Raw genomic sequence first — 15,894 nt, 5'->3', positions numbered from 1 at the left:
TTTATGCCACTAATAAACTAGTTGATTTATAAAATTTTTCCATTTCATTTGGTGTTTTATTACCTAATCCAGAATGGATTCTTTTTTGATGGTAAAATCCTTCGATGTATCTAAAGATTTCTAATCTCGCAGCTTCCCTGTTTGCAAATTTTCTGTGATAAACTAATTCACATTTTAGTGTTTTGAAGAAGCTTTCCGCGACTGCGTTATCCCAACAATTACCTTTCCTGCTCATACTTTGGATAATTTCATTTTTTCCTAAGAAAGACTTAAACTCGTTGCATGCATATTGAGCACCTCTATCTGAGTGGAAAATCAGACCCTGTTTTACATTCCTTTGTGCAATAGCCATTTTAAGTGCTTTTAAAGTTGTATGCTCTGCCGTCATGTCATTACTGAACGACCAACCTATGATTTTTCTATCGGCAAGGTCGATAACAGTAGTAAGATACAGCCATCCTGATCCAGTCTTGATGTAGGTAATATCACCAACCCATTTTTGCGATAGGCCATCTGTAAAGAAATTTCTTCCAAGGAGATTCTCAGCAAGTTGAAAACTGTGTTTGGAATCTGTCGTTATCTTAAATTTCTTCCGAATCTTGCTTCTTAGATTCAATTTTCTCATCAATCTGGCGACATAAGAACGTGATATTTTATGATTTTTCTTATTCAGTTCTAAAGTAATTCGAGGACTGCCGTATATTTGGTCACTGTCCTGATGTGCTTGTTTTACCAGTATAGATAATTCCTCTGTTCTCTTATCTCTGTTGCTTTTTGGTCTAGAAATCCATTTGTAAAACGAACTACTGCTTGTATTTATAATCTTGCACATCTTTTCAACTGCGAATAGGTTCATATGCGATTTTATGAACTCATATTTTCTCAGTCGCCCTTGGAAAAGATGGCTACCGCCTTTTTTAAGATTACGTTTTCTAATTCTGCTTCCTTTAAACGCTTTTTTAACTCCCTAATCTCTTGCTCCTCTGGAGTTAATTTATCATTCTTTGGTAATAGTGTACCTCCATTATATCTAGGATCTACACGCCATTTACTTAATCTACTTGCATCTAGATCCAACTCTTTTGCTGCTTCCAAAACCGAGCCCTTTAGAGAGGACAACTCTACTGCCATTTTTTTAAATGACTCATCAAATATTCTTGCCATGTCTTAACAAATTTAATTCTATTTTATTTTAAATCTGTCTCCACTTAAAGGTAGCAACTCCACACCGCCAGTAATGGAAACTTGCTTTCCAACGTTGTGGCTTTTGAAGTATTTCTCATAGGGCATTGGATTTAGTGTTGAACTTCAAATAGCGGTGTACGGCTTTGCGACAGATGATGTATTTCGGATGCCTTTTCTTTGCCCCGACTTTCATCAATCCATGTTCGCCGTATTTGCCGTTCAATGCGAATGTTTGCCAAACGATGAGCGATGCACCGCCTGCCCCGATGAACAGGCAGATGTAAGAGTTTACACCTGCCATGTACATAATCATGACGAGGACAAGCACACCGAGCAAGCCTCCGGCGAAGATGAACAGGTACTGTGCTTTCAGTCCTTTGAACTCGACCGTCCTACCGATACCTTTATTGATATTGTAATTGCTCATAGGTCGTCGGCTTAAAGGAAGAATGAGCGGAGAATGGTCGCCGCTACGATTAGGAAGATACAAGCCCCAAACCACGATGCCGCAGTCTTGCTTGTATCGGGGTCACCGCTACTGAATTTGTTGTACACCTTTACGCCTCCGATTAGTCCAACCACTGCCCCAATCGCATAGATGAGTTGGGTTGCAGGGTCGAAGTAACTCGTTACCATCTGCGTGGCTTCTTGGATGCCTGCCGAGCCGTTGCCCTGTGCGAACACACCGAATGCCGACAGGAACGCAACGCCTGTCAGCAACACTTTTTTGCTTTGTTTTTCCATGACTTAACTGAATTAAATTATTACTAATTCCCACACCTTGCGGGCTTTCGCAACAAAAGTCTTATGGAAATCGAAGCGTTATGGGAAACTGGAAATCAGCGGAATTAATTGGCAGTGAGTGGCGGTTAAATGTTATATAAAGACCGAATTAACCAAGCGAATACTGACACAATGACAGTGATAATATATTGGAAATCTTTTTGATATACAAAATGATATAACACAACCGCCTCCGATTTCAGAAAGCGTTTCTTTTTAAAAAATGGAGCAATAATGAACAAGTCTATAATTATATATTTTTAACCTATTAACAATAGTGCATGGCAAACAACTACAAAATTTTCATCAGTCATTCATGGGCGCATTCCAGTGATTTGGAAGACCTCCGAAAACTTCTGAATTCAAGAGGGTACTTCAATGTCGAATTTACAGAAGCCTCGAAAGATGTTCCTATAAACTCTACTAATGCTCCATATATCAAAGCCAGATTGAGAGCCAAAATTCAATCATCAAATATTGTATTGGCTTTGGCTGGCATATATGCTTCACATAGTGATTGGATGCCTTGGGAATTAGATACTGCAAAATCGCTTGGTATTTCAATCATAGGCGTTATACCAAGAGGACAAGAGAGAATATCGCAAGTGGTTTATTCAAGGTCGGTGATTGATGTCAGGTGGAATACCGAAAGCATAGTTGAAGCCATTAGGACACACGCTAAATAATTTACTTATGGCTCATAAATGCTTCATTTCTTTTAAAACAGAGGATATTGCTTACAAAAGATATATTCATGACCATCTCGATGTGGACATGATTGATAACTCACTACATGAACCAATAGATTCTGATAATGAAGAATATATAATGAGAAAGATTCGTGAAGACTACTTATCAGATTCAACGGTAACAATTTTTTTGATAGGTGAGAAATCTGCGGAGAATCTTTTTTATGAAAATCAAAATTTTCTTAAAAGAGAGTTGCAAGCATCTCTATACAACGGGATTGGCAATACGAAGAACGGAATTTTAGGCGTTGTTTTACCAAACATGTATGATAGGGTTTACGGCGGTAGGCTTTTATGTGCTACATGCGGTAATTACCATAATCGAGTTAATATCAATAATGACACAGTAATCTCTGAATTTGCTTATAATTACTATATACCAAACTATCAATGTGCATGGAAAGAGGAAAATAGATATTGTGTTCTCGTTAAATGGGATGATTTCTGTTCTAATCCAGAATTTTATATCGATAAAGCATTTGACAAGAGAAGTCATCCAATTTCAAATTATACAAAAGTAAGACCATGATAAATAATTCAGATTTTCCCAACTATTTCATCGCAGGTGACAATGCTTCTTTATTAGCGCAAAAAAATTATGTGGGGTTTGTCCGGTGGGATTTGATATTAATGTGTATAAGCTCTGTATTGGTAATTTACAATTATAGTAGCGTAGATACTAAACGGGGTATTTATATTGTTTCTGGCTTAATTTTATTTGTTGCGTTCGTTCTTTCTTTGGTAATTAAATCAAAAAAATATGAAGACGTTTGGTATAGGGGGCGAGCACTGGCAGAATCTGCAAAAACTTTGACTTGGAGATTTATGATGAAGTCAGAGTATTTCGAGAATAGTTTGACTAAAGAAGATGTTGAGAAAAGATTTATTGACAGAATTAAGGAAATACGTGAAGAATTTAAGGACATTAATTCATTTTTGAAAGCTTCTGATATTAGAAAGGAAACAATCACGCCTAAAATGCATGAAGTACGTGACTTAGACCTTCAAGGGCGAAAGGATTTTTATTTAAGAAACCGCATTGATAATCAAATTGACTGGTATACGTCTAAAGCAGACACGAATAAAACTAAATACGAAAGATGGTTTTGGGCTGTTATCATCATGCAATTTTTAGCCATAATTTCTATAGTATATCTCATTTTGTATCCAAATTCAGATTTCAACTTAGTAGGCATTTTCACAACTTTATCGGCAAGCTTTTTCAGTTGGTTACAACTGAAAAAATATCAGGAAAATAAGGAGGCTTATAATACAGCTATGTCAGAATTGAATTTGATAAAGAATGAAGCTAAATATATCACAGAAGAAGATGCCTTTTCAAAATTTGTGTTGGATTCAGAAAATGCAATGTCACGGGAACATACAATGTGGTTAGCACAAAAGAGATTATAGCAATGGTAAAAAAAGGATTTAATAAAGCCAACGTATTTGAGAATCTGACTTGGGCACTCGAATCTGTTAACGACAATCAGCTTTTCAAAAGACCATGCGTATTTCTAAGTCACAAAAGGGAAGACAAAAACGCTTGTAAGGAAATAGCAAATATTTCAAAAATGCTGGGATAGATTATTATTTGGATGAAGAAGATGACAGATTACAACATGCATCCTCGATTGGAGACCCAATTCAAATTACAGAGAGCATCAAAAATGGCATAAAGAAGAGTACGCATATGATGGTAGTCGTTTCAGACAAAACATATAAGTCTTTATGGGTTCCTTTTGAAGTGGGATATGGTCATGCTTCTATTCTTGACCAAGAAAAATTGAAAAATCAAAATGACAGAATTAAGTTGTCTGTACTGACTTTGAAAGACATAGCAGAAAAAGCTCTTCCAGACTATTTGCAGGTTGGTTATTTAATAAAGGGTACCAAAAGTTTAAATGAGTATATTTCAAAAATTACGGATAGACTGGAAAAATCTCTGATAAATGAAAGCCGAATTTTCTCGAATAGTCAAATGAAGCATCCTTTAGATAGTGTTTTGAACTGGAATTTATAACAACAATAAAATAAAAACATTGGGGAGTTTGCTCACACAAACTCCCCGATGTCGAAGTCCTCTAAATCACTTTTCCGCAAATCGGGAGAACTGAAATCCGTTCCGGCGGAAAGGCTCTTGTCCAACAACTCTGCAATCTTCCGTGAAGCCCCCTCCATTGAGTTTTCGAGCAGACCGAACAATTCCGTTCCCTGTAATCGTTGAACTATATCTACCGTTTTTTGTTGCAGGGCAGGCTCTGGTGCATCTTGCTCCAACCATGCCCCCACGGTCGTCAGTTCATCAAAGGTAACCCCTGTGGCAAACTCATTGTCGCTGTCCTCAAACCCGTATTCATCCCATTCGTCTTCCTCATTTTCAAAATCAGACATACTCCCGAAAACTTCATCCGGCTCTCCCTCAATCTGCGGATTTTCCAATCCGAAACCTATCCCGTAGGTTTCTGTTCCAAAATTATCAGCTATCCCGTCACGTTCGCCCGATTGTCTTTTTGTGGCATTCGGTGGCAAGGTGTGGCGTTCCACAGGCTTGGGAAGCCCCATAATATCCGGCAGGTCGGGGCTTTTCTTTTCCGGCTTTATTTCCCTGCGGATGGTCTTATGGATGACCACCTTATCTTTCAGCAACAGGATGATGACGATGATAAGGCATATTACAATCAATGTTTCCATAGCTATAAGATTGGCTTTTGCTTGTCGGCATAGATAATCTTTATTTCGTCTCCGAACTCCTCAAAGTGGTGTTTCAGTACACTGTGCAGGTAATCGGTAAGCGTAATTTCTCCCTCTCCGAGCAGAAAGACGATACGGGATAATTTCTTATGGAAATCGGGGCTTATGTAGACCGATTTTCCGCATCTTGCCACGACCCCTGTCGGTCTTAAAAATGCCGATTTGTAATGCGCTTTGCGCAATACCTTTTCCGGTTGTTTTTGCTGTCTCTTGTTCATAATCGAATACTTTAAAAAATGGGTTTAAACTTATCATTGAAATCATCGGTAATGGCTTTCTCGAACTGTTCAAAATGATGTTCGAGAATATTGTCCAAATAGGCGTACAGAGGTATTTTATCCTCGCCGATAACCTGCACGATACGGGAAAGCCGTTCGTGGTATTCCTGCCGGATGTAGATGCTTTTATCGCCACGGCGTGTCATGGTGTGGCTATTGAGGAAACGCTCGCCATAGCCCGTATCGGAAGCCCTCTTTTGTCGGGTGCGCTCTTTGGCTACTGGCTTTTGCGTTGGCGTTTCCTTTGTCGGCTCTGCGTTCGGCTCTTGCGGTGCTACCGCCTGTTGGGGCTTCTTTGTTTCGCCCGCCATGATGGACATGAGATATGCCTCGTCAATCGGAGCATTCGGCTTTTTCTTATTTTCATTCTCCATAGCGGTTACAGTTTGACGGTTCTTAGAAATTCACTGATGAACAAGTCCAAGCCGGAGGCTTTCATCAATCTTTTGTCGGGGGGCAATAGCGTGGAGCGGAAGACAGTTTTTGCCGTTGCCTCGCTTTCCTTGCGGAAACGTTTGCTATCGGCAATACGTGTTTTGGAATTGCAACTTAAAAGTGGAGACTTTTTATGCCACTAATAAACTAGTTGATTTATAAAATTTTTCCATTTCATTTGGTGTTTTATTACCTAATCCAGAATGGATTCTTTTTTGATGGTAAAATCCTTCGATGTATCTAAAGATTTCTAATCTCGCAGCTTCCCTGTTTGCAAATTTTCTGTGATAAACTAATTCACATTTTAGTGTTTTGAAGAAGCTTTCCGCGACTGCGTTATCCCAACAATTACCTTTCCTGCTCATACTTTGGATAATTTCATTTTTTCCTAAGAAAGACTTAAACTCGTTGCATGCATATTGAGCACCTCTATCTGAGTGGAAAATCAGACCCTGTTTTACATTCCTTTGTGCAATAGCCATTTTAAGTGCTTTTAAAGTTGTATGCTCTGCCGTCATGTCATTACTGAACGACCAACCTATGATTTTTCTATCGGCAAGGTCGATAACAGTAGTAAGATACAGCCATCCTGATCCAGTCTTGATGTAGGTAATATCACCAACCCATTTTTGCGATAGGCCATCTGTAAAGAAATTTCTTCCAAGGAGATTCTCAGCAAGTTGAAAACTGTGTTTGGAATCTGTCGTTATCTTAAATTTCTTCCGAATCTTGCTTCTTAGATTCAATTTTCTCATCAATCTGGCGACATAAGAACGTGATATTTTATGATTTTTCTTATTCAGTTCTAAAGTAATTCGAGGACTGCCGTATATTTGGTCACTGTCCTGATGTGCTTGTTTTACCAGTATAGATAATTCCTCTGTTCTCTTATCTCTGTTGCTTTTTGGTCTAGAAATCCATTTGTAAAACGAACTACTGCTTGTATTTATAATCTTGCACATCTTTTCAACTGCGAATAGGTTCATATGCGATTTTATGAACTCATATTTTCTCAGTCGCCCTTGGAAAAGATGGCTACCGCCTTTTTTAAGATTACGTTTTCTAATTCTGCTTCCTTTAAACGCTTTTTTAACTCCCTAATCTCTTGCTCCTCTGGAGTTAATTTATCATTCTTTGGTAATAGTGTACCTCCATTATATCTAGGATCTACACGCCATTTACTTAATCTACTTGCATCTAGATCCAACTCTTTTGCTGCTTCCAAAACCGAGCCCTTTAGAGAGGACAACTCTACTGCCATTTTTTTAAATGACTCATCAAATATTCTTGCCATGTCTTAACAAATTTAATTCTATTTTATTTTAAATCTGTCTCCACTTAAAGGTAGCAACTCCATTTCCATTGCTTGCAGTCCGACCTCGTTAATGACGCTGCCGTAGATTTCGTACAGTTGCGATTTTTCCCTGCCATCGACCATGTTCCAAAACAGCCGTATGGTTTCGATGGAGGTCTGACCTTGTTTCATAAGGACATTGGTCAGCACATCGGTAAAGCTCAATGTGCTTTCCATGACTACACGGTCTGCCGTGATGGGCGAAAAGATGTGGTGCATTCCTGCCAATGTGTTCAGCAAGCCCGAAGTGTTCACCGTTCCGGTCAAATCAAAGAAAACTACATCCACGGGAACGGTCGAGGACTGTATGAATGCTTCCGCATCCGTTAGGGCATTGTCAGCCTTGCTTTGCAGTACCGGATAGGCTTTCTTGTTGATGGTGGAAAATTGGCGGTGTGCCAGTTTTTTCAGCACCTCGTTTTGCATGACCGCTTTCAAATCCCGTTCCCTCATCTGACAGATGCTGTGCTGTGGGTAATCGCAGTCAAAGACGGCTACGTTATAACCCATTTGGTAATGGAGTATGCTTGCCATAACTGTTGTAAACGTGCTTTTTCCAACGCCTCCTTTTTGGCTTGAAAAAGCAATGAATTTTGTCTTGTTTGTTGCTTCCATTTCTATTCTGTTTTTAAGTTTCTATTTCCGTGGACTGCCTGCCGTCCTGCATGGAGCAGGGCTGTTATCCCTGCACACTGTCCGGCAGTCTTGATACAATGCCGTCTGTCCGGCTTGCCGTCATTCGTTCAATCAGCCGTGCCGTCATTCCGGCTTTCACACGGGCAAAACCGATGGCTTGCCTGTCGTCCTGCCTGTTCGAATGGCTACCGGATAGCTTTCATGTCGTCCGGTATTCCTGCTCTCCGTCTTTCACCACTGCCATCGGGAGCGGATGCCTGCAAACAGGCTTGCGTGACTGATAGTGCAAAGAAGCAGGTTATTCCGCTCCATTGATTTAAAGCGGTAATCCACGGCATTTTTTGGCAATGTTTGGTCGTGGCTGATAGGTCAATGCTTTGAAAAAGCTACCCTTACTTTGTAAGGGCTTAAATGCAAGGGGCGAATGGAAAAATCATTGGAGAATGGAAACTATGGGTGGAACGGCACAAAGCCGTTTTTTTCCGCCTTACCCAATCCGCATCCGCCAATTGGCGGACGGATTTTCTGTTCACCCGAACAGAGCAAGTTATGTTTTTAGCTGCTCGAAATAAATTCCGCAGCTAAAAACCACTTGCTCCGCCAACTGGCGGAGAGCTTTTTAAACACCCTCCGAAGTCGGGGTTTATGATAATTAACTAAAGTTGAGCTCGCTGAAGCTCGGTTATTAATGGATTTAGATATGGAAGACAACAGAAGAAACCGAACAAACAAAGTTGGTCGCAAGCCTAAGAAAGACCCTGCTATCCACCGTTATTCGATTAGTCTCAACGACATGGAAAATGCACAGTTCCTTACACTATTCGAGCAATCGGGAATGAAAGTAATGGCACATTTTATTACAGCCTGCATTTTTCAGAAGCCAATCAAGACCGTAAAAATTGATATGGATGCAGTCGATTTTCATACGAGGCTGACCAATTTTTACAGCCAGTTCAGAGCGGTTGGCGTGAATTATAACCAAATCGTGAAGATACTTTATCGCAATTTCTCGGAGAAAAAGGCATCGGCTTACCTCTTTAAACTGGAAAAGCAGACGGCGGAAATGGCGGACTTGTGCCGGAAAGTGATTGAGCTAACACAGGAATTTGAAAAAGAACACCTGCAAAAACACCGATAAGATGATAGCAAAGATTGGCAAGGGTGAGAATTTATATGGTGCTATTTCCTATAACCAAAAGAAGATTGACAGTGAAAACGGGCAGGTTTTGTTGTTGAACAGAATACCCGAAACATTGGATAATACCTATTCTACAAGCTACCTGCACCAGTGTTTTGAGCCGTATCTGTCCGCAAATATAAGAACGGAAAAACCTGTGCGCCACATATCGCTGAACCCTGATCTTGCGGACAGGGTCAGCGATGGGCAGTTCATAAAAATGGCGCAGGAGTACATGGAACGCATGGGTTATCTCAACCAACCGTATATCGTTTTTAAGCATACCGATATTGAACGCACCCATATCCATATCGTAACGGTCTGTGTGGGTTTGGACGGGAAGAAGTTACCGGATAGTTACGACCATCCCCGTTCGATGGCAATCTGTCGGGATTTGGAGCAAACTTATAACCTCATACCTGCAACGGAAAAACAGCGCACGGGGAACGAGCAGGTTTTCCGTCCAGTGAATTACAGAGCCGGAGATGTTAAGAGCCAAATTGCATCGGTGGTACGACACCTACCGAAGTATTACAAATACGCAAGCCTTGGAGCATACAATGCTTTGCTTTCGCTTTTCAATATTACGGCAGAGGAAGTCAAAGGCGAATTGCACGGGCAACCGAAAAATGGGCTTGTCTATTTTGTAATGAACGAACAGGGCGAAAAAGCGAGCAATCCTTTTAAGGCATCCCTTTTCGGCAAACAGGCAGGATTGGACGAATTGCAAAATCAATTCGCACACGTTAAGGAGAAAATGAAAGCCGACCCCGTAAGAACCGTCCTTAAAAGCACCATTGAAGTAGCGATGCACACCACCACGGATGAAGCCGATTTTAAAAAGCAACTAATGGAGCAGGGCATCAACACCGTGGTACGGCGCAACGATGAGGGACGTATCTATGGTATGACTTTTATTGACCACGAAAGCCGTACCGTTTGGAACGGTTCAGCTCTGGGCAAAAACATATCGGCTAATATTTTTAATGATTGGTGGAACGAGCAGGTAATTGGGCAACGTCAAGATGCTGAAAAAGTAACCGCACAAAACCAGTCGACGACCGCAGGTAGCAGCACCGCAATAGACAAAGAGGGAATCCACACACTTTTTGACTTCCTTAATAAAGAACAAGCGACCGATGATTTATGGATAGACGGATTGGGTGGGCTATTGCCGGAATCACAGGGCGAAGACTACGAGGAACAGGCATTTGCCAACCGCATGAAGAAAAAGAAGAAACATAACAATCGCAAGTTCAGAGCGAATTAAGGCTTCTAACTACTAAACGGTTTGCTATGGCTTTTTACTAAACTACGTTTTAAATAGTTAAATTTGTACTTACATAAAAAACAACTAATTGCTAACAATACAAATTGATCTCAACAGAAAGTTAGCTGATATTCATTGCAAAAAATATGGCAGAATTAAAACTTCAAGAGAAAAACAGGGTTGAAAAATTTTTGGATATGAGTTCAGGTTATGTTTCAAATTTTAGTGACAGAACATTTAGAGAATTCATATCAGATGCTGTTGATTTAGATATTGATGATGAAAAGTATCACTACGCCTCTAACTCTAAGGCTAATCGACTAAGACAATTTATTAAGGTAGAAGACGACCATACTGCAGGGAAACTATTAACCGAACTTCTAATTTATCATTTTGAACACTTAAAAGATAGAAGGACAGACTCTTGGTTTAAAATTGAAAATGATGAATTTGACTTAAAAGAAGAACTTTATAAGGAATGTCAAAAAATAGCAGAGCGATTAAAAGGTAATATTGTAAATGACATTAATGCTATCAAACCAAACGTTGAGGATTTAGATTTCAAAAAACTATCAGAGTCCATAAAAGATAGTATTGATAAAAATTTACCAGAAATTGCACTTGATAGATTACATACTTTTGTAATGAAATATATAAGAGAACTATGTAAAAAACATAACATTGCATATTTACAAGATGAAGCATTACATAGTTTATTTGGTAAATACGTGAAATTTTTAATCTCGAATAATCATATTGAATCGGAAATGTCCAAAAGGATATTAAGGACGTCCATTAGTAATCTTGACTCATTCAACGATATTAGGAACAATCGAAGTTTTGCTCATGATAACCCAATATTGAACTACGAGGAAAGTATATTGATATTCAACAATATTTCAAGTACAATTAAGTTTATTGAGGCTATTGAAAATCGCGTTGACAATAATAAAGAAGTTCATAATACTGATTGGAAGGACTTAGAATTTTAATCAAATAGCTAAAAACCTCGGATCACCATATTATAACCCTTAAGGCGTGTCAAACTAAGCCACCAAAAGCCATCCGACACCCCTTTGTATAAGTGCTTTAAAATAGCCTCTAAATTCCCTGCATCACTAATTTTTTTGTTATGCAAGGAGAAGACGATTTAAGAGGATTAGCCAAAATCATGGCTTTTGTGCGTGCCGTAAGTATTCTCTTGGTACTGATGCACTTTTATTGGTTCTGTTACGGGTTCTTTGCCGAACGTGGGTGGACACTGGAAATTATCGGTAAGATACTGACCAATTTCAACCGTACCGCAGGGCTGTTTGCCCACACCCTTTACACCAAGATTTTTGCCTTGCTGTTGTTGGCGTTAAGCTGTCTCGGCACTAAGGGCATAAAGAACGAAAGGATAACATGGGCTAAGATTTATACCGCCTTAGCCAGTGGCTTTGTGCTGTTCTTTCTGAACACACCATTATTAAAGCTATCGACAGTGATTGCCACATCGCTTTACATCCTTACAACGAGCATGGGGTATTTAGCCTTGCTCATGGCAGGGGTATGGATGGGCCGACTACTCCGAAACAATCTGATGGACGATGTTTTCAATAATGAAAACGAGAGTTTTGGGCAAGAAACCCGTCTGATGGAAAATGAATACTCCGTCAATCTTCCCACGAGATTTTACTACAAAGGCAAATGGAATGACGGTTGGATTAATGTCGTCAACCCCTTCCGAGCCTCGATTGTACTTGGTACTCCCGGCTCCGGAAAATCCTACGCCATCATAAACAACTACATTAAGCAACATATCGAAAAGGGGTTTGCGATGTATATCTACGATTTCAAGTTTGACGACCTTTCTGCAATTGCCTACAACCATTTACTGAGACACTCCGATAAGTATAAAGTAAAGCCGAAATTTTATGTTATCAATTTTGACGACCCACGCCGTAGCCACCGATGCAATCCGCTAAGTCCTGCCTTTATGACGGATATTTCCGATGCCTACGAAGCCTCTTACACCATCATGCTTAACCTCAACAGGTCGTGGATTTTGAAGCAAGGGGATTTTTTTGTGGAAAGTCCAATTATATTGCTTGCTTCAATCATTTGGTTTCTGAAAATCTATGAGGACGGGAAGTATTGCACGTTTCCCCATGCAATTGAATTGCTGAATAAAAAATACGCAGACGTATTTACGATACTGACCTCATATCCCGAACTCGAAAACTATCTTTCAGCTTTCATGGATGCGTGGCAGGGCGGAGCGCAAGACCAATTGCAAGGTCAGATAGCATCGGCAAAAATCCCTTTATCACGCATGATTTCGCCACAACTCTATTGGGTGATGACGGGGGATGATTTTTCACTGGACATCAACAACCCCCAAGAGCCGAAAATCCTATGCGTGGGTAATAACCCCGATCGCCAAAATATCTATTCATCCGCTTTAGGATTATACAATTCGAGGATTGTAAAACTCATCAATAAAAAAGATAAGTTAAAGAGTTCCGTTATCATAGACGAATTGCCTACAATATATTTCCGAGGACTGGATAACCTTATCGCAACGGCACGTAGCAATAAGGTAGCGGTGTGCCTGGGCTTTCAAGACTACACACAATTAACAAGGGATTACGGCGATAAGGAAAGCAAAGTCATTCAAAACACCGTTGGCAATGTGTTCTCTGGTCAGGTGGTAGGAGAAACTGCTAAGAACCTAAGTGAGCGATTTGGTAAAGTGTTGCAGAAAAGGCAGAGTATGACTATCAACCGTAACGACAAATCTACTTCTATATCCACCCAGTTGGACAGTCTTATTCCTGGCTCCAAAATATCCACCCTGACACAGGGAATGTTTGTCGGAGCAGTATCGGACAATTTTGATGAGCGTATCGAACAGAAAATCTTTCATGCTGAAATTGTCGTGGATAACGAAAAGGTTTCTGCAGAAACCAAAGCCTATAAAAAGATACCGCAGATATTATCCTTTACCGATGAAAACGACAACGATACTATGAAGCAGGTCATTGAAGCTAATTACAGGCAGGTCAAAACGGACGCTTTGCAGATTATCAAAAGCGAAATGGAACGGATTAAGAACGATCCCGATTTACAGTATTTAATACATGAGATTAGCTAGTACGTGTTAGATTTTATAGCAGGATTAAAATTTTGAAATTTGAGATGCAAAACTTAAAACGATGAATGAGTAACAACAAATCAATTATAATCGGATTGCGAGCATGGTACGAAATTGGAATAAAAAAATGCTTGTATTGTATTTATCCAATACAAGTATTAAAAGAAGGGAGAACTTTCAAATGATTATTACGTAAATATCTACTTGAGAAAATGAACCAGATGCTTAATAAAAATTAAGTTTCGAAGAAATAGGATTTGGAATTCACTTGTTTTTAAACTCAATTTTTGTTTGCTAAATTTGAAAATGGCATTTATATTTAGAACATTCGCCGCACCTTTAAATGTTCAGCATATTATTTCCAATTTCTGGTTTTTTGAATCAGATGAGGGAATAGGTGCCTATACACATTACGCAACAGCAACAGTTTTTCCTAAGATAGTATTTGGTCTTGAAGGTTTTTTTTCTATTTCTTCAGATGAGGGTAGACAAATCAAATTAGATGGTTCAGGATTTAATGGTCAAACAAACACCTTTATGAAATTGATTGTATACAGCAAGAAAGTTTCTGTTTTTGGTGTAGTCTTAAAACCTTACAGCTTATTTGGTCTAACCGGACATACAGCGGAAATTTTAAATAATGAATATTTAGATTTCAACTCTATTTGGTCTACACTTGGGAAAAATTTAGAGGAGGAAGTTATCACAGCTCCAAACCATTATTCACGTATAAAAATCATAAGTTCTTTCCTTGAAAAAAAATGGAATAAAAACTGTAAGTCTCAAGGAAATATAATGATTGCAAACGCAGCTAATGAATTAATTAACTTGGAAGGTGTTTTAGATATAAATAAAATTTCGGATAAATACTCCTTATCCGTGAGGCAATTTGAGCGTAACTTCAAAAAAATGACAGGATTTTCTCCTAAGCATTTCCATAGAATTTCACGATTTAAAAAAGCCATTGACATCTGTCTCGAAAACCGTTTAAAAATGACTGATATAGCTTACCATTTTGGCTATTTTGATCAAGCTCATTTTATTAAAGATTTTAAACAATTCAGTGGCTATACACCTCTAAGGTATCAAAATTTAGCCTCTTCAGATATTGTCTTTACCAAAATCTAAAACGTCGTTTTTTTACAATTTTTCAAAGTTTATCAAATGTAGTTTTACAAAATGATAACAAAAGAAAAAAAAGAAATGCCATCTAAAGTATGGTTTATTACCGGTGGTTCCAGTGGACTTGGTCGGTCATTCACCGAAACAGCATTATCTAGAGGAGATTCTGTTATGGTGATCGCAAGAAATGTCGATACCTTAAATGATTTGGTGTTGAAGTTTCCGAATCGACTCCATGCATTATCAACGGACGTAACAGATCGAAATGCAGTTTTTGCTAGTGTTGATAGATGTGTAGAAATATTTGGTCGAATAGATATCGTAATTAACAATGCAGGACAATTTCTATTTGGTATGGTAGAAGAAGTCACCGAGGAGCAAGCAATGAACCATATGAAAGTCAATTTTTTCGGAGCGTTATGGGTAGTACAAGCAGTGACTCCGGTACTAAGGAGCCAAGGACAGGGGCATATTCTTCAGGTAACATCTATGGGTGCTAATGGCGGTTTTGCATCTGTAGGTCTTTACAGTGCATCTAAGTCTGCATTAGATAGTTTAAGCGAGGCGCTCGCTATGGAAGTTGAGAGTTTTGGAATAAAAGTGACCATTTTACAACCTGGAGGTTATGTTACCGATTTATTTACAAGAGGTCTTACTTCTACTAAAGAAAATCCTTCATACATAGATTTGCGCAATAAGCTTGCTAAATTATGGACATCTTCATATGACGCACCTGTTTCCTTAGCATCAGCGGTTGTGTCCAAAATTGTTGATATTGAAGAACCGCCCAAGAAAATAGTTCTAGGGGGAGTTGCTTATGACCAAGTAGTAGAAATGATTGACATTAAATTAAATGAATACAGAAAATGGGAAGATTTGAGCCGTGAAGCTGATTAAGTAGACTATAGACATAAATCTGATTGTAATGAAAATTGACCAGATACATACATCGATATCCTATGGGCAAACGAAAAATACCATTTGCTATCCAAGCCCTGATTTGTTTTGGCAAACA

At 39.1% G+C, this 15,894-nt stretch carries 20 protein-coding genes; 10 read left to right on the top strand and 10 right to left on the bottom strand.

The window, feature by feature from the left end:
* Position 1: 1 nt before the first annotated feature.
* The 4 genes from GFH32_RS09280 to GFH32_RS09265 form a co-directional block, all read right to left on the bottom strand.
* Positions 2-886, bottom strand: coding sequence for an IS3 family transposase (locus GFH32_RS09280; protein ID WP_262884794.1), 885 nt, complete (start codon positions 884-886; stop codon positions 2-4).
* The gene (locus tag GFH32_RS09275; RefSeq protein WP_153509217.1) at positions 883-1,164 is read right to left on the bottom strand and encodes a transposase; all 282 of its coding nucleotides are present in this window, start codon (positions 1,162-1,164) and stop codon (positions 883-885) included. The genes GFH32_RS09280 and GFH32_RS09275 overlap by 4 nt, the downstream gene beginning before the upstream one ends.
* 115 nt (positions 1,165-1,279) lie before the next feature.
* The gene (locus GFH32_RS09270) at positions 1,280-1,612 is read right to left on the bottom strand and encodes a DUF4133 domain-containing protein (protein ID WP_153511349.1); all 333 of its coding nucleotides are present in this window, start codon (positions 1,610-1,612) and stop codon (positions 1,280-1,282) included.
* A gap of 11 nt (positions 1,613-1,623) precedes the next feature.
* Entirely contained in the window at positions 1,624-1,929 is a 306-nt protein-coding gene (locus tag GFH32_RS09265; protein ID WP_021192140.1) for a DUF4134 domain-containing protein, read from the bottom strand.
* Positions 1,930-2,249: 320 nt separating this feature from the next.
* Here GFH32_RS09265 and GFH32_RS09260 point away from each other — a divergent pair, with 320 nt between their 5' ends.
* The 4 genes from GFH32_RS09260 to GFH32_RS09245 all read left to right on the top strand — a co-directional run bounded on the left by GFH32_RS09260 (position 2,250) and on the right by GFH32_RS09245 (position 4,740).
* Positions 2,250-2,654, top strand: a complete 405-nt coding sequence (locus GFH32_RS09260) for a TIR domain-containing protein (protein ID WP_098195191.1) — start codon at positions 2,250-2,252, stop codon at positions 2,652-2,654.
* A gap of 7 nt (positions 2,655-2,661) precedes the next feature.
* Positions 2,662-3,246: a TIR domain-containing protein gene (locus tag GFH32_RS09255; RefSeq protein ID WP_153511348.1), complete on the top strand. Its 585-nt coding sequence runs from the start codon at positions 2,662-2,664 to the stop codon at positions 3,244-3,246.
* Entirely contained in the window at positions 3,243-4,130 is an 888-nt protein-coding gene (locus GFH32_RS09250; RefSeq protein WP_153511347.1) for a DUF4231 domain-containing protein, read from the top strand. Before GFH32_RS09255 ends, GFH32_RS09250 begins: the two co-directional genes overlap by 4 nt.
* A gap of 181 nt (positions 4,131-4,311) precedes the next feature.
* A complete protein-coding gene (locus tag GFH32_RS09245) occupies positions 4,312-4,740 on the top strand; it encodes a TIR domain-containing protein (RefSeq protein WP_160366936.1) in 429 nt (142 codons plus the stop codon).
* A gap of 32 nt (positions 4,741-4,772) precedes the next feature.
* Here the strand turns inward: GFH32_RS09245 and GFH32_RS09240 are convergent, their stop codons facing one another.
* From GFH32_RS09240 to GFH32_RS09210, 6 genes are all read right to left on the bottom strand, one after another.
* A complete protein-coding gene (locus GFH32_RS09240) occupies positions 4,773-5,411 on the bottom strand; it encodes a conjugal transfer protein TraD (protein WP_153511345.1) in 639 nt (212 codons plus the stop codon).
* Positions 5,412-5,413: 2 nt separating this feature from the next.
* Positions 5,414-5,689, bottom strand: a complete 276-nt coding sequence (locus tag GFH32_RS09235) for a DUF3408 domain-containing protein (RefSeq protein WP_153511344.1) — start codon at positions 5,687-5,689, stop codon at positions 5,414-5,416.
* Positions 5,690-5,700: 11 nt separating this feature from the next.
* Positions 5,701-6,123, bottom strand: a complete 423-nt coding sequence (locus GFH32_RS09230; protein WP_153511343.1) for a DUF3408 domain-containing protein — start codon at positions 6,121-6,123, stop codon at positions 5,701-5,703.
* A gap of 192 nt (positions 6,124-6,315) precedes the next feature.
* A complete protein-coding gene (locus tag GFH32_RS09220; protein ID WP_262884794.1) occupies positions 6,316-7,200 on the bottom strand; it encodes an IS3 family transposase in 885 nt (294 codons plus the stop codon).
* On the bottom strand, positions 7,197-7,478 hold the full coding sequence (locus GFH32_RS09215; RefSeq protein WP_153509217.1) for a transposase: 282 nt from the start codon (positions 7,476-7,478) through the stop codon (positions 7,197-7,199). Before GFH32_RS09215 ends, GFH32_RS09220 begins: the two co-directional genes overlap by 4 nt.
* 18 nt (positions 7,479-7,496) lie before the next feature.
* Positions 7,497-8,153: a ParA family protein gene (locus GFH32_RS09210; RefSeq protein WP_228384249.1), complete on the bottom strand. Its 657-nt coding sequence runs from the start codon at positions 8,151-8,153 to the stop codon at positions 7,497-7,499.
* Between the two features lie 721 nt (positions 8,154-8,874).
* Between GFH32_RS09210 and mobA the strand changes: the two genes are divergently transcribed.
* From mobA to GFH32_RS09180, 6 genes are all read left to right on the top strand, one after another.
* Complete coding sequence (gene mobA / locus GFH32_RS09205; protein WP_099372345.1) at positions 8,875-9,312, top strand: conjugal transfer protein MobA; 438 nt, start codon at positions 8,875-8,877, stop codon at positions 9,310-9,312.
* Between the two features lies 1 nt (position 9,313).
* Positions 9,314-10,621 carry a conjugal transfer protein MobB gene (gene mobB / locus GFH32_RS09200; RefSeq protein ID WP_153511342.1) on the top strand — a complete coding sequence of 436 codons (1,308 nt, stop codon included), beginning with the start codon at positions 9,314-9,316 and terminating at the stop codon, positions 10,619-10,621.
* A gap of 146 nt (positions 10,622-10,767) precedes the next feature.
* Positions 10,768-11,613, top strand: a complete 846-nt coding sequence (locus GFH32_RS09195) for an abortive infection family protein (RefSeq protein ID WP_153511341.1) — start codon at positions 10,768-10,770, stop codon at positions 11,611-11,613.
* Positions 11,614-11,753: 140 nt separating this feature from the next.
* Positions 11,754-13,757 (top strand): conjugal transfer protein MobC, encoded by a 2,004-nt coding sequence (gene mobC, locus GFH32_RS09190; protein WP_153511340.1) that lies wholly within the window; start codon positions 11,754-11,756, stop codon positions 13,755-13,757.
* A 306-nt stretch (positions 13,758-14,063) separates the two neighbouring features.
* Complete coding sequence (locus GFH32_RS09185) at positions 14,064-14,885, top strand: helix-turn-helix domain-containing protein (RefSeq protein ID WP_153511339.1); 822 nt, start codon at positions 14,064-14,066, stop codon at positions 14,883-14,885.
* A 51-nt stretch (positions 14,886-14,936) separates the two neighbouring features.
* The gene (locus GFH32_RS09180; RefSeq protein WP_202111312.1) at positions 14,937-15,776 is read left to right on the top strand and encodes an SDR family NAD(P)-dependent oxidoreductase; all 840 of its coding nucleotides are present in this window, start codon (positions 14,937-14,939) and stop codon (positions 15,774-15,776) included.
* The last annotated feature ends 118 nt before the right edge of the window (positions 15,777-15,894 follow it).

The organism is Sphingobacteruim zhuxiongii (assembly GCF_009557615.1).
Taxonomy (GTDB): Bacteria; Bacteroidota; Bacteroidia; order Sphingobacteriales; family Sphingobacteriaceae; genus Sphingobacterium; species Sphingobacterium zhuxiongii.
This window is presented reverse-complemented; position numbering and strand designations above follow the sequence as displayed.